Below are 24,002 nucleotides of genomic sequence, written 5' to 3' on the forward strand. Positions count from 1 at the left end.
GAGCGTGATAGCCCGTCTGTACAGTTATAATTCATAAATTGAGCTTTGATCAGGTCTATTCTTTTCGTAATGGCTTTATCGATATTTCTGAATCCTGGACGTACTCACAAAGCAGTATATGTTTCTTGTTGCTTATACGATCTTTCAACTTAAGGGTTGTTAAGTTCTCGCAGGGCTATTTGGGCAACAATGTTTTGTTGTTATGGTTAAATCATCAAGGCAAGTAGCTAAATTTAGATTGGCGGTTCGTAACGTGGATGTTCTAATTGAGTCAACAAGAGGCTTTGAGAAAGATATTGCTAAACTAAGTGAAGAAGAGAAAGCAACAGCGATTCAAAAAATTAACGATTGTGCTAGCCTTTTCCCAACTCAAAAAGGTGATGTTTATCGTAAGCTGCGTCGTCTTCCTCAACTGTCATATCTTAATGGTTACGAATCCTCACTGTATACGCTACGGGTTTCTGAAAAACTAAGGATGATTTTGGCAGTTGACGAAGATCCAATCTTTGGGCAAGTTATTTTTACTCTTTTTCGACTAGTCAAACACGATGACTTCGATAAAGCATATAAAGGTGTAGCAGAATCTTTGTATCAAGAGCTAGTCCATAACAATCGAAAAATTGCCCAGAAGCCGTAAGTTGAATTTATGGTGCAAAGCCTTACTGTCTGTGATGAATACGGCATTATTTACGAAGCCATGAAGATTTTGCCAGATGACGAGCTAAAGATTTGTTTTCTTGAAGCATTGGCAGAACTTGAGGATAACGAGTGTCACAGAACAAGAAAATTTCCCAAAACGAGACTGCACAAAGTAAAGGGTGTGAAGCAAGCAATTTATCGTGCTGATATCGATAAAGTCTCAGGCTGGCGTATCCACGTTCAATACATTAGTGGGCAAATTCATCTCAAGGATGTTATTGAAGGGCAAAGACATGATGATGTAATTGAGGTGATTAAATCTAAGAAGGTGCGCTACGAGTAATTCTCAAGCCTATTTATCCAAGACCCCATAAAATTAAACTAGGTCTATCACAAGAATGTGAGCAATTCTGCTATGAAAACCCTGGCTAAATGGTCTGTAGACGACTATCATCGCATGGTTGAGGCTGGCATTCTGCGTGGTCGTCATCTGGAATTGCTAGCAGGCGAAATTGTTGAGATGAGTCCAGAAACGCCAATTCACTACACCACAGCAAAACGAGGTGCAAAATATTTAGAAGAGTTGCTCTCAGGTAAAGCTGATGTTCGTTTCAATGGGCCGATTACACTATCCGACTCGGAACCCGAACCGGATATTGCCATTGTTCGACTTCCAGAGTCATCTTACAGCGATCGCCATCCTACTCCTAAAGATATCTTCTGGATTGTGGAAGTTGCTAAGACTAGCTTAAAGAAACACTTGGAGATCAAGGCTGCAATTTATGCAAAGGCTGCAATTCAAGAATATTGGGTTTTAAATTTATCTGCTAAACAGATAATTGTGTTAAAAAACCCTCAAGATGGTAATTACGTTGAAAAATATACTATTGAGGAGGGAATGATTACACCACTAGCATTCCCAGACGTTTCAGTTTCTGTTAAGAGGCTTTTCTCATCAGGCGAGTAGCCCAACACTGCGATGATTTTGTTTACCATATTTTTGGACATTCTTACGGTTATGAGTTGATGCACACCTTAGACATTGCATGGCGGCTCTAATTCATGCTTAAGTTATCCAAAATCTCAGCAAAAATACACCTCAAATACTTTTATCGTCAAGCTTTTGACTGATTAGCAAGCGATCGAAAAAATTGACAATAATTATTTAATGCTCGTCGGTGAAACTCCTTTAGGAATTTTGTACAATGTCAAAACTGACAACAGATGTAGAAGATAGCAGGAACGAGGCGGCTCTTTTTGCTGTGGCTTCAGAAAGCTTAACTTGCTTCAGGGTAACTAAACCTTCATTCACAAAGGAATCTCTCACCAAGGCTTTATCGCCGCTATTGAAAGAAGTTTCATAAAAAATTTCCTTAATTCCTGCGGAGATAATTAATTTCAAACAAGATAGACAAGGTTCTAGGGTGACGTAAATACTTGCACCATCTGTAGAGGTACCATGTTTTGCTGCTTGGGCGATCGCATTTGCTTCGGCGTGTACAGCCCTGGATGGTAAAGTTTTACTAGCATCACAGCTACTTAACCCTGGATAACAGTATCCTTGAGTCGTACAATGAGCCGAACCCGATGGTGAACCATTGTAACCTGTTGCTACGACCTGCTTGTTTTTCACAATCACAGCACCCACTGGAAACGCTAAACAGGTTGAGCGAGTTGCTGCGAGTTTAGCCAACATCAAAAAGTATTCATCCCATGTTGGTCTTTGCTCATCACAAAACATTATTTACTATCCTGAATGTATTTAGCCCCTGTTTTCAAACATTCAGAGGCTCTCTGTAATTCCATACCCAAATATCCAGCATGATCTGCACGTATTGCTGGCGTTGCTGTGCAAATTTCTCTAATTAATTTCAATCCATCTTTGCCGGAATAACAAGCTACAACTTCACCACTACCGGGAGTTGTTTGTGTCACAACTAGCTCATTTTCTGCAATCTCAATTAAAAAGTTTCCCGCCGGATCGTGGTAATCTATTTTTTTACATAAGGTGGCATACTGTTGTTTAATCAGTTGTTCGGCGTTGCTCCAAGTATCATCATAAATATGAGCAGACTGACTGATGGTAATAAGTGGTCCGATTTTCAAATCATACTCAGAACGCTGAGAAATTTCATTTTTAATATGTCGTTGTAATGCCCTCAACCCCATTGCATTTGCAGGCCAGGCAGCAAACATATCATTACTTCTAAGAGTTGCAGTTAGTGATAATTCATTATCAACCACTCTCAACCAAATATGATTCAGACAAGGGCTACCACCTTTTTCATGGTCTTTGACATCCCATAAATTCATCACTGCACTAGCAGCATCAATTTCCCCAATTAATTTCTGAATCACCTGGTCAATTTGGTCACGCCCAAACCAGGAACGTAAACGTTGACCATAAGTATATTTCAACCCTTCCCGATAAGGTGCGTCATCTAAAATCTGCGAAACGTATTCTTCCAGAAAAGGGCGGTCAATTGGCAAATAATTCGGCTCAGGAAAATAAAAATCAGCCGGCTCATCAGTAACAATTGCTATTAAATCAATTAGTTCTTGCCATTGCCCATCATAACCAGTTGGTCTAATTGTTCCTGTTGTCTTAATCCGATGAATGATTTTTACCCAAGTTTCAGCTATAGTTTTACCTTCAATTCGATGCCCGTAGCGTGGCCCTGGTAAAACAGTTGGTTCAATGATAGATATGGGAAATTCTACAGGTCTTCCCCAAGGAGAAAGTGCTTCTAATTGAGCATAAGATTGAACTAGAGTAACTGCTTCGGCAATTGATTTTACTTCTTTGTACTCTATAGAATGTCGCAGCTTTTCTAGCGTATTAATATCAATTTCAATATCAATATAACCAGGAATAGCAGAGCGAATTACCCAGGATTTTCGCCCAGTATCGCTTAAGCTTTCTTCAACACCATTACGGAAAAAGTCTAGCAAGCACTCTCCAGCACCAGCGTTCTTGTCTTCTTTTGTAGCGTTGAGGACAACCAAATAGCGGACGTGGGGATTTAACAGCAAATTGCGAATTAGTAAGTTTATGCCTCTTGTGGGCGAGTATAGTTGCCCAATGACAGCATAATCTTCAGCTTGCAGGTGTTTAGCGATCGCTTGCTTCACCGTCCACCCTGTAATCACTGCTGTTTGCCCATATCCATAGATTAGCTGGTTGGGCTTGTGCTGTGCGTGGTAATGAAATTGGGTTACTTGACCCGTTCCTGTCATCTTTGATTAAAAGTAAAACCTAACTAGTTTACCATCCAATGGAAATTAACACTAGTTTGGAAATTTGTTTCTTGGAATTAACCTGATGTGAGTTCGACAAGTCTTGTCTGACCGAAGAGGCTCCGGGGCAGGGGGCTTCTTAGCTGGGGGAGTAATCCCTGCCCCGGAGCCGTGAAGCGGAGCGGAACATGGGTACAAGCCCCTCCTTCGTGGTCGCTCTTGCTGGGGCAAAGTACAAGCTCCGTCTCAGTTCTCCCCCTTGCTCCCTGCCCCCTGCTCCCCTGCTTCTTTTGACCTGTCCCCCAGCCCCTCTCCGACGCACAGAGGGGAGCCAAAAGCTAAATTTTTCGTTAGCTCCTCCCTTTCCCTTTGGGAGAGGTTCATCGAACTCACGTTAACCTCAGATGCAGGAGATACTGCAAGGGATGTCTTTACCAGTGAGTTGAATTTCTCATAAATGTTACAAACACTTTTTCCTTGCTACAGCTAGGGTTATGCCTCTCTCTAGTGCTTCCTCCAGAACCCAATCGCTATTTTTACTTTACAAATATTAATGTCTTTGTTACAGTTGTTTACATAAAGAGAAGACAGGGAAAAATCCATGCGTACAAACACTGCTATAATTGACGACCAAGGCAAACTGAACAATTTTGCGATCGAACCAAAAGTTTATATAGATGAGCAAGGCGATCGCACTGGCTTCACTCCCTACGCAGAACTGCTCAACGGTCGTTTAGCAATGATTGGTTTTGTCTCTCTGATAGCATTAGAAGTATTCACCGGACACGGAATCATCGGTGTTTTGGCAAGTCTGTAAAAGCTAATTTATATAATTCTCAACATAAGAGGCGGTAAATTTACCGCCTCTTATTTTATGGAAAACTTAGTGGTAGAGTAAAAATATACTGATAGCAAAAGCCGTTAGTTATCAGCGTTAAGTTATCAGGTAAATTATGGCTTTAACAGCTTCAACTATGTTGCCACTAGGCACTAAAGCGCCAGATTTTCATCTACCGGAAGTAGTATCTGGAAAAGCAACTTCCCTTGCGACCTTTGCAGATAAAAAAGCGCTGTTGGTAATGTTTATTTGTCGGCATTGCCCATTTGTAAAACACGTCCAAAAAGAATTAGTGCAGTTAGGAAAAGATTATTTTACGAGTGATTTAGCGATCGTTGCTATTAGTGCGAATGATGCCAAGAATTACCCAGATGATGCGCCAGAGTCGTTACAAGCATTTTCCACAGAACTAGGGTTTAATTTTACCTTATGTTACGACGAGAGCCAGGAAACGGCAAAAGCTTACACAGCAGCTTGTACACCAGATTTTTTTGTATTTGATGACCAACGCCAACTTGTTTATCGGGGACAATTAGATGATAGTCGCCCCAGTAATGGTAAACCTGTAACTGGCGCAGATTTACGCGCAGCCATTGAAGCAGTGCTAGCGGGTAAACCTGTTACGAGTGAGCAAAAGCCGAGTGTTGGTTGCAACATAAAATGGAAACCTGGAAACCAACCCAGTTATTTTGGTTGAAAGGAATTGGGCATGGGGCATGGGGCATTGGGCATTGGGAAAGAGGAGGCAGGAGGCAGAAATAAATTCTTTAATCTTTAATTTTGAATTGATTTCTCCCCCACCGATCAGTGTTTAATTTCCAAATTAAGAATGTAGCATCCTAGCTGGACTTTTTCTGCCCACAATTCATATTCCAGACGCAAATGTTCTGGTAAAGGATGTCCGTTGAGAGTTAGGCTACTAGTAAAATTTCGTAAACGAATAGGATTGTGAGGTTGCAATGACTCAGTTGGCAACCAATAGCGACTAATGCCATAAACGCCCTGTTCCCAAAAGTGGCGGTAACTCACTTGACCGTTACCTTGCATAGTCATAATTACCCGGTAAGGGGAAATCTCTAGCCACAAAATTCTGGGACTGTTAGGGGCGTAAGCTTTGCTCTGACTTTGGGGAAGTGTGTCCTCTGGACTTACCACACTTTCTACTTCGCAGCTAATTACAGGCGGTGCGGTCAGCAACAAATGGAATCTATCAGTATCTTTTTGATACAATGTCCCGGCAGTTTCAACAACAGACCAAATTGGTAAGTCAGTGGAAATAAGTGATAAGCACACGGGCTTGCGGTGATGGGTCAGCATGGGAGCGATAAGGGCTAATAGCTATTGAACAAAATGAAATGAACACTAGGGAGTCTAATAGGTCAGGATAAGAAACTAAATAGTAAAACAGGCTTAATATTAATGAATGCACTGATTTGTTAAGCTGCACAAATCTGGATAGAAACAGGTATAATTTCAGCTTGCACAGCAAAAACGGTACTTTTTGTAGAAAGAGCTAATTTGTAAGTAAAGCTTGTAAATATTCTAAGGCTATAGCCTCAAAACAGTGGCAGTAGTTTTAGATGCTAAGAAACCTTCTTGACGGAGACTTGTCGTAGAGTTGAGTAAGTTTCCTACAGCCAAAGGCCATAGGATGCTAGGAACTAAGTCACCATCAGCGATCGACAAAGTAAGTCATTGATGAACTTCTGGTGTACTCAAAAGCCAGTGTATCCTAATGTCGGCTTCTGTTATAACCGTAGAAACTCACGAAGACCTTGGTGACAAGTTTATTATTCAGTGGACTCTTTTGATCTGCCTTTTAGGGGTCGCATCTGAGTACCTGGCTATAAATCTATCTCTCACCATACTCGAATGGGTTAAATCGAATAACTCTGGCACAATATTTATTGTAATCCAGCATCAAGACATCGCTCATACAGGGGCGATCGCACTCAAGTATTGGATTGAATCTTTACTAAGTATAGTTTGATGCCACTTAGAGGATGTAGAAACCTCTAGTTGGCTTCGCCTGCACTAGAGGTAATTCATTAGCTACTTTCTTTCTGGATGCGCTGCATCCTCTGGTGAAGGAGTACCCATCTGATTAATTGTGGCAATCATCTGATACAAGCGCCCCAAATCGCGTTGATTGAAGTACAAAATCAGGCGAGGTAATCCAACAGTTTCATCTTGTGCTTCTTGAGGTAATGCCTGACTTTTTTCAATCCGTCCTTGAATAATAATGTCGGTAAAATCAGCATTGAGTTGCTCTACAAGAGCGTCTGATATATCTGTCTTCAGACGGATTACTAACTGATTCGCTACATATCGAGAGGAGTGATAAACCTGGTAAAAACGAGTAATGGCATCGCAAGCCACATCTAGGTTATCTGTCACCGTGTAAAGGCTGGGGTCTTCAGGACTGACAAGACCGTTCTGCACTAATTGCTTATCAATATATTTGCTCCAAGAGCGCCAGTAATCACCACCAGGATGGTCAATTAAAACTAGAGGTACTGGGCCAAATTTACCAGTTTGGCTTAATGTCATGCATTCAAATGCTTCATCTTGAGTGCCAAAGCCTCCCGGAAACAAGGCTACAGCATCACTTTCTTTGAGCAGAAACAGCTTGCGGGTAAAGAAATATTTGAAGTGAATTAGCTTGGGATCACCTTCTATAAAAGGGTTTGCTTGCTGTTCAAAGGGTAGCTGAATGTTTAATCCAAAGGAATTTTCTCGCCCAGCGCCTTCGTGACCCGCCTGCATGATTCCACCGCCACCGCCGGTCATCACCATAAATCCTAATTGAGAAACAGCGCGAGCAAACTCAACGGCCATTTGGTATTCTGGTGTATCTGGAGCTAGACGAGCAGAACCGAAGATGGTAACTTTCCGAACGTGTCGGTAATCATAAAAAAGCTGGAAACCGCGCTCCATATCTGCTAACGCAGCCGACAAGATTTTCCAATCGAGACGCTCAATTTCGGTATCAGCTAGACGAACAATAGTCGCAAGTGCTTGCTGAATAAATCGCCGATTTTTTAATGTCGGTAAACGAACGATCAATTCAGCGATATCCGCCTGTAAAGACTCTAATGTGTCAAACGACGCAGATGGGGTCATGAGAACTGCTGCAACAATGGCACTATATTCTACGTGAACTACTCACAATCTAGCAAGCAGGCGATCGCCCTCTGATGTAGAGTTAGCAAACTCAGAACTAGCTTTGAGGTAGTATTGGTCATTCGCTGGGACTCTTGTAATTACTGCTTATTTAGAGTCTAGTGTAAAATTTGGGGTTGATGGGATGTATTAAGAATAACGAACCGCCAAGGCGCAGAGGACACGGAGGAAGAGAAAAGGCGATCGCAGCTGTTTCTGTCCCTATCCCCCTGTCTTCTCAATTCAGCCCCAGTTCTTCTTTCAACGCCGGAGGCACATTAACTGCTGTTTCTAATCCCCGCACACCTTCCCACTGCTGCTTTTTACCCCAGGTCATTTCTTGGAGATTCGCATCGCTAAGATCAGCACCACCCAGAATGGCGTAACTTAGATTACTATGACTGAGATCCGCACCATTGAGGATAGCACCACTGAGGTTACTGCCACTGAGGTTAGCACTGTTAAGGTTGGCATAGCTGAGGTCTGTGCCGAAAAGGATCGCGTCGGTGAGGTCGGCACCACTGAGGTCAGCATCGCTGAGAATCACCCCACTGAGGTCGGCTTCGTTGAGAATCACCCGACTCAGGTCTACGCCACTGAGGTCGGCACCCAAGAACATTGCACCGTTAAGTCTGGCATTGTTAAGTTTGGCACCGTTAAGTTTGGCGTAGCTGAGGTCTGCGGCAACAAGGATGGCATCACTAAGATTGGTACTGAAAAGAATTGTGTCACTAAGGTTAGTACCATTGAGGATGGCGTGACTCAAATCAGCACCACTGAGGTCGGCGCGGCAAAGGTCGGCATGGCTGAGGCTGACGCTGCTAAGGTTAGCTTCACTTAGATTCGCACCGAAAAGAATGGCGTTGCTGAGGTCTGCATGGCTCAGGTTGGTACTGCTGAGATCAGCGCGGTTGAGGTCGGCGTGGTTGAGGTCGGCGCGGTTGAGGTTGGTACTGCTAAGGTCGGCGCGGTTGAGGTCGGCGCGGCTCAGGTTTGCACAGCTAAGGTTAGCACCCATCAGGTTGGTGCTGCTGAGGTCGGCACCACTCAGGTTAGCACCACTGAGGTTAGCACCACTGAGGTTGGCGTCGCCGAGATTGGCACCGCTAAGGTTGGCATTACTGAAGTTTACGCCCGTTAAGTTGGCATCGCCGAGATAAGCTTGACCCAGGTTGGCACCGCTAAAGTCTGCCCCGGTAAGGTTGGCATCGCCCAGGTAAGCACCGGTGAAGTTGCCACCTTTGAGGAATTGCCCGACTATACTGCTAAAGTTGCCAATTTCCAGGGCATCGCTATAATTGATGATCCGCAACAGTTGGGATGTGAAAAAATTGTCTGTGTCTGGTTGAGCAGATGGATAAAAGGTGATTTTTTGTTTGAGTTCATCTCGCTCTTGGGCGTAGCGGTGTAACTCTAACAGTAAAATCAGTACGTTTAGCCCTGTATATATATCTACCTGTCTCAACCCGATCACAATATTTTGTGTCGCTAACTTTAACTTTGTTTTCTGAGGTAGGTTATCATCTGGTGTCCCATCGATAAATTCTCCCTGACACCAACGATGATAAAAATCTTCTAGCCGCCAGAAAAGCAGTTCTGGGCGAATTTTTTTACTAGTTACAACCAATTCCATTACTTGGTTGACTATTTCTGGTTTCAATGCGCCATTGCCCAGTAAATCATAAATCTCTTCATGCATCTGGCGATCGCACACTCTAAAGCAAAACCCAGAGGGTAAAGTGCCCAATGTGCGATCGTCTATCTGAGAAGTCAAGCTGCTACTTGGTATTGCCCATTTTCCTAAGCTTTTTTGCAGTATTGGAGAGGATAAATATTCCTGTAAATTATCTTGACCAAATTTAACGCTTTTGTCTGGTTCTTTAATACTTTTTTCTAGAGGTAAAACTGCTTCTGTTTCTAAAAATGTGGTCTTTGGCATTTCTTGCAACCTTGTACCTCTCACATAATTTCTCAGCAGCTGCCAGACTTGAGATAAATATGTTGACATTTCTGTGTCCGTTGTTACATTTAAATGACTGTTTTTGATAATCCTCAATTGAAAATTTACTATGCTAGTTTGCTTTTCATTCCCAAAAATAAATAGTATAAATAAATACTATAGTCAAAAAATCATGAGTTGGCGATATCTACAGCAGGTTACTTCTTGTGAATTTGCCAACGGCATTCCTGGAGGGCAGTTTCTCACTCATCTGTAATCGCCTTAAGCTTCTTCTGGTGATGTAAATCAAGTGTTAGCTTAAAAATTTTCGGACTTATGCAAAGAATAGCCGAAACCCTAATTTTCTTCTTAGGGGCAATACCCTACGGTAAGCCGCTTTGCGTAAGTTCTAAATTCTTTCAAAAATCAAGTAATTTTCATGCTTTGGCTAATTTGTGATACTTTTTTGCCAAGAGATTTGCTAGTCTGATGTAAAAATAACACTTCCTGTTTGTCGGACAGCAATTGTTAGGAAAAATCCGACACTAAAACAGCACACCAAAGCTGAAAAATATCAACTAAAATTGAATTCCCAAGTTTGCTGTTTAATATAAAGCAACTTAGAGAATCCGCAGAATTTATGCTGCGTGGCTTTGCAAAAGTTAAAAATTAACGACGGGATAGTTATCGGGGATGAATGGGATGAACAGATTAACCTTTTATGTTATTTTGTTACACAGTTTGTTTTTAGGAATAGCAACAGCTAGCGCAAAATCAGCATCTGTTAACATAGTTGATCCAGAGTTTTCAGCCAACCATAAAGTTGTAGAAGGGTTGCTTACAGCCAGAAGTGGAGAGAAATCCCATAGTGAGTTAAGGACAGAAACTTCTTCAAGTAAAATCTCAGCTTTATCACCAAATAATATCAATATTTCTCAGAAAGAAAAGCTACCTTCAGGGCAAGTTTGGGTAGTTAATCAAAATAAACACGCACAGCCTCAACCGTTTATTTGGATAGTCAAAGACCTTAAAAAAGCAGGACAGCAGCCATTTTTACAAGTTGCAAAACCCCCCGAAAAAGCGACTGTCAAGCCTAATCCTACTAAAACACCAACAACAAAGGATGAGTTAGAGGCATTTGATGAAGTAGTCAAAGACACCCAAAAGTCAGGGGGATTATTTACCCTTTATCGGAATAAAGAAAAGAATAAAATTTATCTAGAAATTAAGCCAGAGCAACTTAATAAAAATTACCTAGCTACCACAACCCTAGAATCAGGCATTGGCGAACGGGGTATTTACAGTGGTATGCCTCTGCAAGATTTTTTGTTTTATTTCCAACGGGTGGATGATAAACTACACTTTGTGATCCGCAATGTGAATTTTCGCACTCGTGAGGGAGATCCCCAGGTGCGATCGCTAGCCCGATCTTTTAGTGACTCTGTTCTCTACAGCATTTCCATTAAAAGCATTCATCCACAACGCAAAACTATTCTGATCGACTTGGGCGATTTGTTACTCACAGACTTAGCTGGATTATCTGTAAGTTTAGGAGTAGCAACAAGCACAGACCAGTCCTATTTTGGTACTGCTAAAACTTTTCCTCAAAACTTAGAAGTTGAGTCAGTTTTGAATTTCACTGGTGGCACTGAACCCAACAGTGAAATACCAGGCTTTGCGTCGTTACCTGACAAGCGGGGCTTTACCCTGCGCGTCCACTACAGTCTCTCCCAACTACCCGATCAAGATTATCGACCGCGCCTTGCAGACGATCGCGTTGGCTATTTCATCACCGCCTACCAAGATTTATCCAAAGACGATCGCGGCGATTCTTTTGTCCGCTACATCAATCGCTGGCATTTAGAAAAAGAAGACCCAAAAGCAGTCATTTCTCGTCCCAAAAAACCAATTGTCTTCTGGATTGATAACGCTGTGCCCTTAGAATACCGCGATGCGATGAAAGAAGGCGTTCTCATGTGGAACAAAGCCTTTCTGAAAGCGGGATTCAAGGATGCCATTGAAGTCCGCCAAATGCCAGATGATGCCACCTGGGACCCGGCAGATATTCGTTACAACACGATTCGTTGGATTAACACAGTCGATGGTTATTTTGCAATGGGGCCATCCCGTGTTAATCCATTGACAGGGGAAATTTTGGATGCAGACATTCTCGTAGATGCCAGTTTTGTCAGGGCACTCAAGAGTGAATATCGCAAAATCATCCAACCCAGCCAAACAGAAAATAATCGCATTACTTTATCAGCTTTGATGCAAAATCGTCTACTTTGCGCTAATGGTTTAGATGCGAAAGACAATGGTGTACCCCAGCAAATGCAAGGGCAACAGGGGTTGTTAAATCGTTTATCGAAAATGGCGGGCGAGTACGATTTATGTTATGGAATGGAAGCTGCTAATCAGTTTGCCTTTGGTTCCCTGGCAATGTCACTGCTGCCTGAGACTATGACCACTCCAGACCAGGTGAAAGAATATATCAATCAATATTTACGTTTAATCATCGCCCACGAAGTTGGACATACTCTTGGTTTACGTCATAACTTCCGTGGTAGTACACTGTTAGCACCACAGGACATGAATAATACGGAAATTACCAAAACTAAAGGTTTGACAAGTTCGGTAATGGACTACATTCCCCCAAATATCGCTCCTCAAGGTACAAAACAGGGAGATTATTTTCCCAGTATGGTGGGGCCTTATGATGAATGGGCAATTAAGTATGGCTACACACCAATTCAGACATCAACTCCCATAGCGGAAAAGCCAATTTTAGAAGAAATTGCTGCCCAATCCTACAAGCCAGAGTTGAGTTATTCCACAGATGAAGATATGTATGACCTTGATCCCACTGCTGATGCTTGGGATAACAGCAGTAATGTGCTGCTTTATTCTCAGTGGCAGTTGAATAATGCACGGGTGATGTGGGAACGTATCGATAAACGTTTCCCAATAGCTGGTGATAGTTATACTGATGTGAGCGAACGTTTTAGCACAGTATTGGGTAACTATTTCCAGCAAATATTCTACACCACAAAATACATTGGGGGACAGTCTTTCTATCGCATTCACCCTAGCGAGATCCCTTCTGGAGTCAGCCAACACCGATTACCATTTGAACCAGTACCCGTTGAGGAACAACGGCAAGCTTTAGAAACGTTGCAAAAGTATGTATTTGCAGAAGATGCTTTGAGCTTTTCACCAGAACTATTGAATAAATTAGCACCTTCTCGGTGGCGACATTGGGGTAGTTCTCCAAAAGTTGGCCGTTTGGATTTTCCAATTCATGACTTGGTGTTACTTATGCAGGGTTCCGTGTTGCGGGATTTACTCTCAGGCGATCGCCTCTCTCGCCTCAAGGATATTGAACTCAAAACTCACGAAGGACAAGCACTGACCCTTCCCGAACTATTTGACACTTTACAATCAGATATCTGGACAGAAATAATCAAACCAAAAGGCAAACCAATAAAGATTGCCAGTTTGCGACGAGGCTTGCAGCGTCAATATCTGGACATTTTGACGGCTATGGTATTGCGAAAAGAATCTGTCCCAGAAGATGCTCGCACTCTAGCTTGGTATAAGCTAAAACAGCTTGATGAGAAACTTAAGGGGGTTAATTCTGAGGATGAATATACTAAAGCACATTTACTGGAAACGCGCGATCGCATTGAGAAAGTCTTGAATGCCCCGTTGCAAGGGAATTAAAAAAGTTAGGAGTTAGGAGAGACGTGATTAATCGCGTCTGTACGTTAACGTGAGTTCGACAAGTCTTATTTAACCTCTCCCCCAGCCCCTCTCCGACACGGAGAGGGGAGCAAAAAGCTGAATTTTTCGTTGCTCCTCCCTTTCCGTTTCGGGGAGGGAGAGGTTCATCGAACTCACGTTACGTTAGGAGTTAATAATAAAATTTCTAACTCCTCTTTTTCGCCGATGATTTTGGCAAAATATATTTATAATGCTCATACAGGCTGAGAAAACAGTTTATGTCAGCTAGAGATAAATTTCACAATGTTGTGAAATCGGCATTACAAAAGGACGGTTGGCGAATTACTCATGACCCCTTGCTAATTCGCATAGAAAATATTACCGATATGTACATTGACTTGGGGGCAGAGAGAATTATTGCGGCAGAAAGAGAGGGACAAATAATAGCGGTTGAAGTTAAAAGTTTCATCGGCACTTCAACTATTTATGAGTTTCATACTGCCGTGGGACAGTTTATTAATTATCGATACGCATTAGAAGAGATAGATTCTGAGCGAGTTTTGTATTTAGCAGTGCCTTTAAATATTTATAACGATTTTTTAAATAAACCATTTATTAAAACTATTATCCAGCGCAGTCAAATAAATCTGATAGTTTATGATGTGGAAACGGAGGAAATTAGCCGATGGCAGATTTAGATAAATATCGAAAGTGTATTCGTCAATTAATTACAGAATATGCTCAACGCGCCTCTTCTAATAATGAAATTGAAGCTCAAACAATTTTTGACGTAGAACAAGACCATTACCAATTGATATATATTGGTTGGCAAAATAGACATAGGGTTTTTGGCCCTGTGATGCATTTTGATATCAAAAATGGCAAAATTTGGATTCAGTGGAATGGTACAGAAGAGGATGTAGGTGAGCAACTTACAGCGATGGGAGTACCAAAAAACGATATTGTAGTTGGATTTCACCCACTCTATATCCGGCAGTATACAGATTATGCCGTGGGATAACTATCCTGCATTCTTAGTGCAAGTGCTGTTTAGACCACTGTAAATTACTCTTTGGTACTCCAACCAATATGACAAATATATCTTAAGGGCAGATCATTGGCTCTACCTGTGTTTCACCGTTAAGAGACTGTACGCGATACACATCTGGATTGCTCAATTTTTGCCATTCAGCATAACCAATGCGATCATCAAAATGCTTCAGGATCAACGCCATTAAATTGCCATGCGTCACGATCGCAATTGTGCTTGTTTTTTGTTGCAATACTTCATTAATTACAGCGATCCCACGCGCCATAGCACCACGACTTGACTCACCACCATCTAGACATAAATCAAGATTGGTAAATGACTCAGCCAATCGCTCACGCCAATCAGCAAGCGGTGTTGCACACAGCACGCGCTCGGTAAGTCGGTTATCAATCTCGATTGAGAGACCCAGACGTTCAGCAAGGGGAGCAATTGACTGATATGCTCTCATAAATGGACTGGAGATAACCCGCTCGATCCCAAAACCGAATAACAAATCAGCAAGAGCGATCGCTTGAAAATTCCCCTCTGATGTAAGAGGTGCATTAGGTTCCTGTCCAACTGCTTGGCAATGTCGCACAATATACAGGGTTTTCAGCATCAAGCTTATCTATAAAAAACTAAAAATGAGGCAGCAGTTAACAATTCAAAATTCAAAATTCAAAATTAAAGACATTTCAGACGGGGATTTAAACCCCGACTGAAATGGGTGCTACATATAGATGTAGGGGTCTTAAACCCTTTAATTTACGATAAGAATTTCTCTCCTGCTACCTCTGATTTATCCTAACTACTCAACGCCTTTAAAAACCGTTGCAAACTCTTAAACACACTGGGCTTTCTCGCAGGTGTCCCGTCTGGTGTTGTTTGCGGTTGTCCCTTCATCAGAATGAGATCCAACTCATCGCCCGATGGTTTTGTCGGTAATTCGGCAATTCTTTGATATTCGCCGTTGGTTTCTAGCCAAACTTCCCACTGTCCAGGGTAGCAACGACATAAGGCACTTTCATCGTCTACGGGGCGTAGGTAATAGGCGGGTTCAATGGTACTGAGAAAGCGATCGCGGATTTTTCTAGCTGTATAACCAATACCCACAACCCCAGAATCTTCTAAACGAGGATTTAACAAGACTAAGGGGCGATCGCCTATTACTTCACACAACTTTTCCAACTGCGGTACTTCTACGGAAGTGGGGGCGATGAATAAGAAAATTTCATCCTCCGGCTGAATTTTTGTCTGCAAGGAAGCAGCCCTACCAGTACCAATATCCAAAATTTGAAATGGTGTATCAGCCCAATTACGCCTGGCTAAGGCCGCAGCCCCAGCGTCAGCAAAGAAAATCTTCAAGCGGGAATCATATTCTGTAAACACGGGCAGAAATTGTTCCGCCACCGGCATGAACTTGAGTTCTGGAAACAGGAACTCAACTTGTATGCGAGTACAGCCATCTGCAAGGGCAGCTTGGACGGCTACACGAGATTGGGCGATCGCATCTTCAAGACTATTTGGAAGTTCACTCATAATGTGGATGGTACTGTAGTGTCTAACTCCCATTGTTTCAGTATTAGCTCTCAATTAGGAGTTACGCAGAGCAGATCCCCCAACTGCCTTAAAAAGCAGGGCTATTTCATTCGATCTCTTTGGGATTTTGTCAACAGAAATTTGCTGATCGCCATTGTGCGTTGGCGTAGCCCGCACTTCGGCTCCTTTCGACTTCGCTCAAGGCAAGTCGCTCAGTGACCGTCGTAGACATCGCCACGACCAGTTGAAAAAAGATTTTATACCAGTACAATATCTGGTTTTTTATAACTAAAGTTATATATCTATTGATTATGAATCGGGTTTTACTTGAGTATTTATCTAATATAAATCATCAAATAACTCGATTAAACTCAGTCGCCAGCAGGACGAGACTTAGCCAAATATTTTTTATACTTGTAAATAAACCTTATAAACAAGTGTAGGAAAAGCTTATGCCTCTTCACAAACTCGAACATTTTGACCCAAATTATCGAGAAACTTTTGGCGGAGACGATATTAAAGCCCTGGACGTTTATACTAAGGCAGAAGAGAGAGTTGGCTCAGTGGCTGATGTTTTAGTTGATGATGATAGTCATTTTCGGTATTTAATTATTGAGACAAGCTTAGATTTTGCCAGCAAGAAAATATTGCTACCAATTGGTCTTTCTCGAATCAACTATCCGGCAAGACGCGCATATATTGATGGGTTAAGCAAACAGGAAGTAGAGAGTTTACCTGAGTATAAAGAAGACGCGATCGTTGATCAGGATTATGAAGAAAATGTCCGTCATGTATTTCGTTCTCCAAGCAACGCTCTGACTTATAATCGTGATACATACAATTACCAGCAAGATCCAGATTTATACGGATTGAATGACCAATCCGATCAAACTTTTAGACTCTATGAAGAACGATTAATTGCCAACAAACACCGCATTAAAACCGGAGAAGTAACGGTTGGTAAGCACATTGAAACAGAAACTGTACGCCTTGCAGTACCTATTCAAAAAGAACGAGTTCTGATTGAGCGCGTTACGCCAACAGAAGCAGGAAAGGTTGTAGATCCCAATGAACTTAAGTTTCAAGAAGGGGAAGTAGCACGCATAGAAGTGTACGAAGAAACCCCTGAGATACATAAAGAAGCCTTTGTGCGTGAAGAAGTGCGGATTAAGAAAGTAGTAGAACGGGACACTGTGGAAGCACAAGATACGATTCGTCGAGAAGAGTTAGATGTTGATACTGCGGGTAATTTAAATGTCCAAGAAAATGCTACCACTACACATGAAGTTATTTAACTAGCTGATTAATCAATTGGTTTGGTAGATTTATCTGAAATAATCATACAGGCAGGCAAAGTTAATTTTTCTCTCTGCCTGTGTTTCTTTATTCAACAATAATATTCCCGACTTATGAAATATCTCGTTAATATGCCTAAAGTGGGCACAATTAATGAATTGTGCCCACTTTAGGCATATTGATCAAAAATATCTATAACTTTCGATATTTAACTATGGAAATAATTCACTCGCCAGAAGGAAGTACACAAATAAAAAAATGTCTAACTTAGTTGTTATGAGATGAAAAAAATATTTGAGGTTAAAAATAATGGTTCTTTACAAAATAGAAGATTTTGAGCCTAGCTATCAGGATACTTTTGATGGTCATGACATTAAGGGGCTGGGCGTGTATACCCAAGCAACTGATGAAAAGATCGGTACTGTCAGCGATGTATTAGTTGATGAAGAAGGTCATTTTCGCTATCTAGTCGTTGACTTAGGCTTCTGGATTTTTGGTAAAAAAGTATTACTACCACTTGGTCGTGCCCGTATCGACTATAATGTTGATCGCGTCTATACAATTGGCTTGACTAGAGAACAAGCAGAAGATTTACCTGAGTTCAATGAACGCCAAACCCTTGATTACGACTATGAAGAACGGGTGCGTGGTGTATATCGCCAACCCACAGACTACGCCCTTCCTCTAGAAGCTTTAGCAGCTACAGACCCTTTAGCGCCTATAGACCCTTTACCAACACCTGTAGTACCATTGGATACAAAGCCCACTTACGCGCGTGATAGCTACACTTACGAAAATGAGCCTTCTTTATATGGGTTAAATGACCAAGATCATCAAACTCTAAAATTATATGAAGAACGGCTGATTGCTGGTAAAAAACGCCAAAAAACTGGGGAAGTAACTATTGGCAAGCGTGTTGAAACTGATACTGCACGGGTTGTAGTACCGGTGGAAAGAGAACGAGTTGTGATTGAACGTGTAACTCCAGCAGATGCGGGTACTGCCGTTTCTGGACGCGAAGCAGACTTCCGTGAAGGCGAAGTTGCTCGCATAGAAATCCACGAAGAAACTGCTGATGTTCGTAAAGAAGCATTTTTGCGTGAAGAAGTCAGAGTTAGAAAAGTGGTAGATCAAGACACAGTTGAAACTCAAGAAACTGTGCGTCGTGAAGAGTTAGATGTGAATTCTGGTAATCTTCCCATCGAAGAACGCTAACTAAATATAGTCATTAGTTACTAGCTAATGACTAATAATTAATTCTACACAGTGCAGGTGAGGCTGTTGAATTAGCTTTACCTGTGCTTGCAATATAGCAATCCTATCTGAGAGGATGTTTTAAATAGTCCTCTTGTCGGTAGCAAAACCTTCTAGATCCTCCTAAATCCCCCGATAAATTGGGGGACTTTGATTCCGGTTCCCCCCTTTTTTAAGGCTTGCTCGGGGGGATCATTAAGTGCCTAAAATCACACTAAAACACTTTTAAAACATCCTCTGAGTTGTGATAAATCTGGATGATGACGAATTTCCCTCCGGGTTCACCAGTCGCTGTAAGCGACTGGTGAACCAAGTAGGCCAAGGGAAAGAGAACAAAAACAGAATTCACAAATCTCACCAAATTATTTAGGAGTGCGATCGCTGATGCCACTTTAGATTTAGGATTGCGAATATTGCTCTGGATATGGGTTGTATAAATGCAGCGATCGCAAGCATTTTTATAAATGCTATCTAGACCATTAATGCATTTAATTTAGCTAAGTAGAAAGCAGTTGATAAACTTTGGAATATGAATAGCCAACGGATGGCAACAAACATTGAATATGCAAACGGTAACTCTCGCACTAGCACCTCATTAGCAGATTTAAGGAAGAAGGTTAACAATTTTGCCGTATTCGATAAACAAGGTCAGTTGGTAGGAGTAGTTCATGATTTAATTGTGGATACTAATCGTCGGCTAAACTTAGTTATATCTAACCAGGCGAATCAACAAATAGCCGATAAACATCCTTATTTATTTCGATTGCAGAGCCAGAAAATCAAACAAATTCACAAGCCGACTAAATCTGTTTTCATAGACTTAAACAAATCAGAAATCGAATATATGCCTGAATATTTAGAAACAGAAACACCAGGCGAGGGCAACCCAACTGAGCAACTAGCCAATAATCAAATTCCAAATAGCCCAGTTGAGCCAGTAAATTTAGAACAGGTTACTGAAGAGCAGATTATTAGTCTACTAGAAGAACGACTAGTTATTGAAAACAGTAAGCGGAAGGTTGGCGAGGTAATTGTTCGCAAGGTTATCGAAACCAGGATGATACAAGTTCCTGTTCGGCGTGAAAAGCTGATTGTGGAACAAATTAGCCCAGAACACAAACAACTCGCAGAAATTGATTTAGGACAAGAGGAAATTGCTGGCGTTGACTTGACGGAAGTAGAAAAACTTGAATTTACACGCTTTGACAACGGTTTAACCGTAAGCGGCGAATTTAGCTCACCGAAAATTGCTAGTTTATTGTTGAATGCGATCGCACTAGAGCAAAATCACGGCTGTAAACAGGTGCGTGTTAGCATTGCTGTTGAAGATGAGTCCCACCAAAAAAAATACCAGGAGTGGTTTGACCGTTGTTCTAAAGGCAATCACTAAAGCCATCAAAATAAGTTTCTAGCAGATAAATTAGTAGGGTGGGCATTGCACACCCTATTTTTTTGCTGATTTCAGAAAAGAAACGTGAAGTTTCCCTTCTCTTGCGGCTAAGTAGAATGTCTCCAAAGCAACTTAATTTACAATACTAAGCAGTTGCCGTTCTTTTGGCTACTTGCAATGAAATTTCGACTAAAGAGACTTTCACTGAAGAAACGAAAGCGTCTGATCCCACCGATTCAGATTCAAGTTCGGGATGGAAAATTTGAGATTATGGGTATGGGTGTATGGCATTCCTACTGGCGCGATCCCTATCATTTGCTGCTAACGATTCCCTGGATTGGTTTTCTAATCCTGATTTGTAGTTTCTACATAACTATTAATGCTCTATTTGCCCTAGCTTACTTGATTGGAGGAGATTGTATTGCCAACGCCCAACCCGGCTCTTTTTTAGATGTCTTTTTCTTTAGCGTGCAAACCCTAGCATCCATCGGCTATGGGGCAATGTATCCTAAAACAACTTACGCCAACATTATTGTCACCATTGAAGCAATGATCGGTTTGATGGGAATTGCTGTGATGACTGGACTAGCCTTTGCGCGATTCTCTCGACCCACAGCCCGTGTGCTATTTAGCCGTGTAGCAGTAATTACATCTCATGATGCGATGCCAACTCTCATATTTCGCACCGCTAATCAGCGTCGGAATATGATTCTGGAGGCGCAGATGCGAGTCTATTTGATGCGCGACGATGTAACCCTAGAAGGGCAGTTCATACGTCGGATTTACGATCTCAAACTGCTGAGGAACCAAACAGCTAGCTTCACCTTAAGCTGGTCAGTGATGCATGTCATTGATGAGTTTAGTCCTCTGTATGGGATGACACCAGAATCGTTAACCCAGACAAATACTATGCTGATCATCTCTTTGAGTGGCATTGATGAAACGGTTGCACAGGTTGTCCATGCTCGTCATAGTTACGCTGCTCATGAGATTTTGTGGAACAATCAATTTGTCGATATCTTCCACCATACACCCGATGGAAATCGCTACATTGATTACAACCGCTTCCACGATGTTTTCCCTTTGGATTAAAGGAGTTAAATTCCTGAAAGTTACTCGGAAGTCTTATTAATTGGTGGTTCTAATGGTTTAACTACAACTCGACCATTTTCAACTACAGTACAACTTTTAACGATGCTCTTGCTGTCGTTAACTGGGACATCTTGGCATTGCTTTTGGTAGCAGAGATTTTGCTCTTTTTGTTGGTTGAGGACGACAACACAACAGGTGGAGGAGGCGAAGGACATATAACATATTTTGATCTCTATATCTATTATCCCTCTACTGATGCTGTTTGGCTGAAAAATTTGCTCCCCATCTGTTTTGATAAGTGGCGTTGCTGATTGCGGTATGAAAAATAATTTTGCGTTATTTCAAAATCCTTGTAGAGACGTTGCATTGCAACGTCTCTACATCCAAATTCATACCTCGATTCAGCAACACCTGATAAGTCAGGAGCCAGAATGGGCTAAACCCTAGCTATCCGCTAACAGAATTGAATTCTGTGAGACTGGTAGACTTAGGCGTGAGCGCTCAGTTGAATTCAGTGCCAGTTATTGCGTATGTGCGAAACTATGAGTGCAAGTACTTGCTTTCTTGTACTTGTAATCTGTGTAAACAGGAAAGCGGTTATAAATCCCGCCCCGCTTTCCTCTATGTCCAAACTTTTTTGGCAGGGTTAGATAGTGGGTTTTTCTAATGAAAAAATTTTTGAGATACCTGGGTTTAGGTTTGCTATCTACGTTTTTGACTGCTACTCCCGGATTAGGAGCTGAACGTATTAGCTTTTATTACCCTCCCTTCGGCGAATTCTCCTTGTCGGTGGACTCCCTAGAAACTTTTGCAAAAGAAGGCAAAATCGATGAAGACTTTTCATTTTATGCTAGCCGTGCTACTCCTCTCCAACTCGCTCAACTGCGGGATCTGCTCCAGCAAAGGTTTAATGTGACTCCTACTTTGGTGTCTCAGCTGACATACGCACCGGTTGGAGAGGAGATAGTGCAACAACTGGGAGAATTACTTCTCACTGAGTCTCGAAAAAACGGCTTCTATGCCATACGTGCCTCTTTAATTTTGGCTGCTGCTGATCCACAGGGCTTAACAGTTGTGAATTTGCTGCGGAAATTTCCTAGCAATACTATCCGAGTGAATTTTACACAGGTGTTAAGGAGCGTTGATGATTTGTCGCAGTTGATCAAAAAAAAGGATGAAGTTTTTGCCTCTCTTCAAAAAGAAGCGATCGCAGAAGCAGCCACTTCTAAAATTGACTTCTCCAAACAACCAGATTTGCGATCGCCAGGAAAATTTCAATGGCACAAAAAAAGCTTCGAGTTAAATGACACTTCTCGCGATCGCCGTCTCCCGGTAGATATCTATTTACCTGAAGCAGGTTCACAAAGCCAAGAGAAAGCACCCTTTCCCCTTGTTGTTATTTCTCACGGTCTGGCTTCAGACCGCTTTAGCTTTGTCTATCTGGCAGAACATTTAGCATCTTATGGTTTTGCTGTTGCTGTACTAGAACACCCTGGTAGTAATGCCAAACGCTTTCAGCAATACTTTGCAGGTTTGGCGGGTCCACCACAACCAGCAGAGTTTATCAACCGACCTTTAGATATCAAATATTTACTCGATGAACTCCAGCGTCTAGAAAAATCTGATCCCACCCTCCAGGGAAAACTCAATTTTCAGCAAGTTGGGGCGATTGGTCAGTCTTTTGGTGGTTATACTGTTTTGACTCTAGCAGGAGCAAAGATTAACTTTAACCAACTGCGCCAAGACTGTAATCCCAATTATTCATCCTTTAATTTGTCGCTCTTGTTGCAGTGTGAAGCAAGCAAATTACCCGCCAAAAATTACGAACTCAATGACGATCGCATCAAGGCAATCATAGCGATTAATCCCATTGACAGCTTAGTTTTGGGTCAGAGCGGAATCGGTGAAATTAAAATGCCTGTAATGCTGGTAGCAGGTAGTCAAGATATTTTCGCCCCACCTGTATTTGAGCAAATTCGCCCCTTTACCTGGCTTTCTGATCCCAACAAATACCTGGCTTTGATTGAAAACGCCACCCACTTCTCAGCGATCGCTGAACCTACTTCTGGAAACGGTGCCTTACCTGTGCCACCTGCTTTGCTGGGTCCCGATAGCGCTCCTGTTTATTCCTATCTCAACGCCCTCAGTGTCGCTTTTTTAGAAACCCATCTTCTCAACCGCCCTGAATACCGTTCCTATTTGCAGCCATCCTACGCCATATTTATCAGCAAAGAGTCGCTTAATCTCAGTATTTTACAGTCGTTGTCGGTAAATGAGTTCAATCAAATTTGGAGTGGGCCAACTCCGCAGGTAAGCAAACCATCAAATCCTCAACCTACTCCTACTCCTCGTTAGTTCTACGAAGTTAGGAAAATATCGCCAGAAATTAATTATGTGTTGCCCGAAATCCTTGGTAGGCAGAATTCCTGAATTGTGCCTACATTATTTTCACTCCTATATCTAAATCATTTGCGCCAATATCTATCCTTGCTCTGAGCAAGCAAAACCGTGGGTCAATAATTACTAATTACGTAAATACACGGAGTGCAGCTTTAGGCAGAATCCTCAATTAGGAATCATATTAACTGACAGTTCAGATCCCCGACTTCTTAGAGAAGTCGGGGATCTTATTGTTTACAAAGGATTAATTTTGCGATAAATGAGGCAAGTCTCAAACATTTCTTTGATGAACTCAAAGCTAAACCTAAACAAATTACTATTTTTACTAAAGTTTTAGCAGATAATTAAAGACAATGATTTAGCCGTCTTTTATTATTTTTAATAAATAATAATCATCAACCTTGATTTTTACTTAAACAGTATATTTACTGTTGCAATTCATGAGTTAGTTAGGAGCTTCTAACTA

22 protein-coding genes are annotated in these 24,002 nt (G+C 41.8%); 14 read left to right on the forward strand and 8 right to left on the reverse strand.

Translation table 11 applies throughout. The features are described 5' to 3' along the window. The first annotated feature begins 202 nt into the window (after positions 1–202). From V7K50_RS03230 to V7K50_RS03240, 3 genes are all read left to right on the forward strand, one after another. Positions 203–637, forward strand: a complete 435-nt coding sequence (locus tag V7K50_RS03230; protein ID WP_334957168.1) for a hypothetical protein — start codon at positions 203–205, stop codon at positions 635–637. A 9-nt stretch (positions 638–646) separates the two neighbouring features. Next, the gene (locus V7K50_RS03235; protein WP_334957170.1) at positions 647–982 is read left to right on the forward strand and encodes a hypothetical protein; all 336 of its coding nucleotides are present in this window, start codon (positions 647–649) and stop codon (positions 980–982) included. Positions 983–1,054: 72 nt separating this feature from the next. Next, a complete protein-coding gene (locus tag V7K50_RS03240; protein ID WP_334957172.1) occupies positions 1,055–1,606 on the forward strand; it encodes a Uma2 family endonuclease in 552 nt (183 codons plus the stop codon). Between the two features lie 222 nt (positions 1,607–1,828). Here the strand turns inward: V7K50_RS03240 and V7K50_RS03245 are convergent, their stop codons facing one another. Both V7K50_RS03245 and V7K50_RS03250 read right to left on the reverse strand, forming a co-directional pair. Continuing rightward, entirely contained in the window at positions 1,829–2,380 is a 552-nt protein-coding gene (locus tag V7K50_RS03245; protein ID WP_334957174.1) for a deoxycytidylate deaminase, read from the reverse strand. Next, entirely contained in the window at positions 2,380–3,876 is a 1,497-nt protein-coding gene (locus tag V7K50_RS03250) for a thymidylate synthase (RefSeq protein ID WP_334957176.1), read from the reverse strand. Before V7K50_RS03250 ends, V7K50_RS03245 begins: the two co-directional genes overlap by 1 nt. Positions 3,877–4,477: 601 nt before the next feature. Here V7K50_RS03250 and V7K50_RS03255 point away from each other — a divergent pair. Both V7K50_RS03255 and V7K50_RS03260 read left to right on the forward strand, forming a co-directional pair. After that, positions 4,478–4,693, forward strand: coding sequence for a chlorophyll a/b-binding protein (locus V7K50_RS03255; protein ID WP_334802891.1), 216 nt, complete (start codon positions 4,478–4,480; stop codon positions 4,691–4,693). 136 nt (positions 4,694–4,829) lie between these two features. After that, positions 4,830–5,411, forward strand: coding sequence for a thioredoxin family protein (locus V7K50_RS03260; RefSeq protein ID WP_334957178.1), 582 nt, complete (start codon positions 4,830–4,832; stop codon positions 5,409–5,411). 107 nt (positions 5,412–5,518) lie between these two features. On the opposite strand, the gene V7K50_RS03265 is transcribed toward V7K50_RS03260, so the two are convergent. Next, complete coding sequence (locus V7K50_RS03265) at positions 5,519–6,031, reverse strand: hypothetical protein (protein WP_334802889.1); 513 nt, start codon at positions 6,029–6,031, stop codon at positions 5,519–5,521. Positions 6,032–6,449: 418 nt separating this feature from the next. Here V7K50_RS03265 and V7K50_RS03270 point away from each other — a divergent pair, with 418 nt between their 5' ends. Next, positions 6,450–6,704 carry a hypothetical protein gene (locus V7K50_RS03270; protein ID WP_334957180.1) on the forward strand — a complete coding sequence of 85 codons (255 nt, stop codon included), beginning with the start codon at positions 6,450–6,452 and terminating at the stop codon, positions 6,702–6,704. 62 nt (positions 6,705–6,766) lie between these two features. Here the strand turns inward: V7K50_RS03270 and V7K50_RS03275 are convergent, their stop codons facing one another. After that, a complete protein-coding gene (locus V7K50_RS03275) occupies positions 6,767–7,837 on the reverse strand; it encodes an LOG family protein (RefSeq protein WP_334957182.1) in 1,071 nt (356 codons plus the stop codon). A gap of 277 nt (positions 7,838–8,114) precedes the next feature. Next, positions 8,115–9,884, reverse strand: a complete 1,770-nt coding sequence (locus V7K50_RS03280; protein WP_334957184.1) for a pentapeptide repeat-containing protein — start codon at positions 9,882–9,884, stop codon at positions 8,115–8,117. Positions 9,885–10,517: 633 nt separating this feature from the next. On the opposite strand from V7K50_RS03280, the gene V7K50_RS03285 reads away from it, so the two are divergent. The 3 genes from V7K50_RS03285 (at position 10,518) to V7K50_RS03295 (ending at position 14,556) form a co-directional block, all read left to right on the forward strand. Next, positions 10,518–13,535, forward strand: coding sequence for a zinc-dependent metalloprotease (locus V7K50_RS03285; protein WP_334957186.1), 3,018 nt, complete (start codon positions 10,518–10,520; stop codon positions 13,533–13,535). 278 nt (positions 13,536–13,813) lie between these two features. Beyond that, positions 13,814–14,233 carry a XisH family protein gene (locus V7K50_RS03290; RefSeq protein ID WP_334957188.1) on the forward strand — a complete coding sequence of 140 codons (420 nt, stop codon included), beginning with the start codon at positions 13,814–13,816 and terminating at the stop codon, positions 14,231–14,233. Continuing rightward, positions 14,221–14,556 carry a XisI protein gene (locus V7K50_RS03295; RefSeq protein ID WP_334957190.1) on the forward strand — a complete coding sequence of 112 codons (336 nt, stop codon included), beginning with the start codon at positions 14,221–14,223 and terminating at the stop codon, positions 14,554–14,556. The genes V7K50_RS03290 and V7K50_RS03295 overlap by 13 nt, the downstream gene beginning before the upstream one ends. Positions 14,557–14,638: 82 nt before the next feature. On the opposite strand, the gene V7K50_RS03300 is transcribed toward V7K50_RS03295, so the two are convergent. Continuing rightward, the gene (locus V7K50_RS03300) at positions 14,639–15,184 is read right to left on the reverse strand and encodes a histidine phosphatase family protein (RefSeq protein WP_334957192.1); all 546 of its coding nucleotides are present in this window, start codon (positions 15,182–15,184) and stop codon (positions 14,639–14,641) included. A 185-nt stretch (positions 15,185–15,369) separates the two neighbouring features. Then, positions 15,370–16,104, reverse strand: a complete 735-nt coding sequence (locus V7K50_RS03305) for a DUF1995 family protein (RefSeq protein WP_334957194.1) — start codon at positions 16,102–16,104, stop codon at positions 15,370–15,372. A 452-nt stretch (positions 16,105–16,556) separates the two neighbouring features. Between V7K50_RS03305 and V7K50_RS03310 the strand changes: the two genes are divergently transcribed. The 4 genes from V7K50_RS03310 to V7K50_RS03325 all read left to right on the forward strand — a co-directional run bounded on the left by V7K50_RS03310 (position 16,557) and on the right by V7K50_RS03325 (position 21,136). After that, the gene (locus V7K50_RS03310) at positions 16,557–17,399 is read left to right on the forward strand and encodes a DUF2382 domain-containing protein (protein ID WP_334957196.1); all 843 of its coding nucleotides are present in this window, start codon (positions 16,557–16,559) and stop codon (positions 17,397–17,399) included. Between the two features lie 310 nt (positions 17,400–17,709). Further along, positions 17,710–18,615, forward strand: coding sequence for a DUF2382 domain-containing protein (locus V7K50_RS03315; RefSeq protein WP_334957198.1), 906 nt, complete (start codon positions 17,710–17,712; stop codon positions 18,613–18,615). Positions 18,616–19,183: 568 nt separating this feature from the next. Next, positions 19,184–20,044, forward strand: a complete 861-nt coding sequence (locus tag V7K50_RS03320; protein ID WP_334957200.1) for a YsnF/AvaK domain-containing protein — start codon at positions 19,184–19,186, stop codon at positions 20,042–20,044. A 177-nt stretch (positions 20,045–20,221) separates the two neighbouring features. After that, positions 20,222–21,136: an ion channel gene (locus tag V7K50_RS03325; protein WP_334957202.1), complete on the forward strand. Its 915-nt coding sequence runs from the start codon at positions 20,222–20,224 to the stop codon at positions 21,134–21,136. Between the two features lie 20 nt (positions 21,137–21,156). Here V7K50_RS03325 and V7K50_RS03330 read toward each other — a convergent pair whose 3' ends face one another. Then, positions 21,157–21,351 carry a hypothetical protein gene (locus V7K50_RS03330; protein ID WP_334957204.1) on the reverse strand — a complete coding sequence of 65 codons (195 nt, stop codon included), beginning with the start codon at positions 21,349–21,351 and terminating at the stop codon, positions 21,157–21,159. A gap of 451 nt (positions 21,352–21,802) precedes the next feature. On the opposite strand from V7K50_RS03330, the gene V7K50_RS03335 reads away from it, so the two are divergent. After that, on the forward strand, positions 21,803–23,491 hold the full coding sequence (locus V7K50_RS03335) for an alpha/beta hydrolase (protein ID WP_334957206.1): 1,689 nt from the start codon (positions 21,803–21,805) through the stop codon (positions 23,489–23,491). Positions 23,492–24,002: the final 511 nt, after the last annotated feature.

It is taken from the genome of Nostoc sp. (assembly GCF_036917135.1).
Lineage (GTDB): Bacteria > Cyanobacteriota > Cyanobacteriia > Cyanobacteriales > Nostocaceae > Nostoc.

Bases quoted from the DNA above. Each gene is read 5' to 3' on its own strand.
- V7K50_RS03230 (WP_334957168.1), top strand. From the start codon at position 203: ATGGTTAAATCATCAAGGCAAGTAGCTAAATTTAGATTGGCGGTTCGT.
- V7K50_RS03235 (WP_334957170.1), top strand. From the start codon at position 647: ATGGTGCAAAGCCTTACTGTCTGTGATGAATACGGCATTATTTACGAA.
- V7K50_RS03240 (WP_334957172.1), top strand. From the start codon at position 1,055: ATGAAAACCCTGGCTAAATGGTCTGTAGACGACTATCATCGCATGGTT.
- V7K50_RS03245 (WP_334957174.1), bottom strand. From the start codon at position 2,380: ATGTTTTGTGATGAGCAAAGACCAACATGGGATGAATACTTTTTGATG.
- V7K50_RS03250 (WP_334957176.1), bottom strand. From the start codon at position 3,876: ATGACAGGAACGGGTCAAGTAACCCAATTTCATTACCACGCACAGCAC.
- V7K50_RS03255 (WP_334802891.1), top strand. From the start codon at position 4,478: ATGCGTACAAACACTGCTATAATTGACGACCAAGGCAAACTGAACAAT.
- V7K50_RS03260 (WP_334957178.1), top strand. From the start codon at position 4,830: ATGGCTTTAACAGCTTCAACTATGTTGCCACTAGGCACTAAAGCGCCA.
- V7K50_RS03265 (WP_334802889.1), bottom strand. From the start codon at position 6,031: ATGCTGACCCATCACCGCAAGCCCGTGTGCTTATCACTTATTTCCACT.
- V7K50_RS03270 (WP_334957180.1), top strand. From the start codon at position 6,450: ATGTCGGCTTCTGTTATAACCGTAGAAACTCACGAAGACCTTGGTGAC.
- V7K50_RS03275 (WP_334957182.1), bottom strand. From the start codon at position 7,837: ATGACCCCATCTGCGTCGTTTGACACATTAGAGTCTTTACAGGCGGAT.
- V7K50_RS03280 (WP_334957184.1), bottom strand. From the start codon at position 9,884: ATGTCAACATATTTATCTCAAGTCTGGCAGCTGCTGAGAAATTATGTG.
- V7K50_RS03285 (WP_334957186.1), top strand. From the start codon at position 10,518: ATGAACAGATTAACCTTTTATGTTATTTTGTTACACAGTTTGTTTTTA.
- V7K50_RS03290 (WP_334957188.1), top strand. From the start codon at position 13,814: ATGTCAGCTAGAGATAAATTTCACAATGTTGTGAAATCGGCATTACAA.
- V7K50_RS03295 (WP_334957190.1), top strand. From the start codon at position 14,221: ATGGCAGATTTAGATAAATATCGAAAGTGTATTCGTCAATTAATTACA.
- V7K50_RS03300 (WP_334957192.1), bottom strand. From the start codon at position 15,184: ATGCTGAAAACCCTGTATATTGTGCGACATTGCCAAGCAGTTGGACAG.
- V7K50_RS03305 (WP_334957194.1), bottom strand. From the start codon at position 16,104: ATGAGTGAACTTCCAAATAGTCTTGAAGATGCGATCGCCCAATCTCGT.
- V7K50_RS03310 (WP_334957196.1), top strand. From the start codon at position 16,557: ATGCCTCTTCACAAACTCGAACATTTTGACCCAAATTATCGAGAAACT.
- V7K50_RS03315 (WP_334957198.1), top strand. From the start codon at position 17,710: ATGGTTCTTTACAAAATAGAAGATTTTGAGCCTAGCTATCAGGATACT.
- V7K50_RS03320 (WP_334957200.1), top strand. From the start codon at position 19,184: ATGAATAGCCAACGGATGGCAACAAACATTGAATATGCAAACGGTAAC.
- V7K50_RS03325 (WP_334957202.1), top strand. From the start codon at position 20,222: ATGAAATTTCGACTAAAGAGACTTTCACTGAAGAAACGAAAGCGTCTG.
- V7K50_RS03330 (WP_334957204.1), bottom strand. From the start codon at position 21,351: ATGTCCTTCGCCTCCTCCACCTGTTGTGTTGTCGTCCTCAACCAACAA.
- V7K50_RS03335 (WP_334957206.1), top strand. From the start codon at position 21,803: ATGAAAAAATTTTTGAGATACCTGGGTTTAGGTTTGCTATCTACGTTT.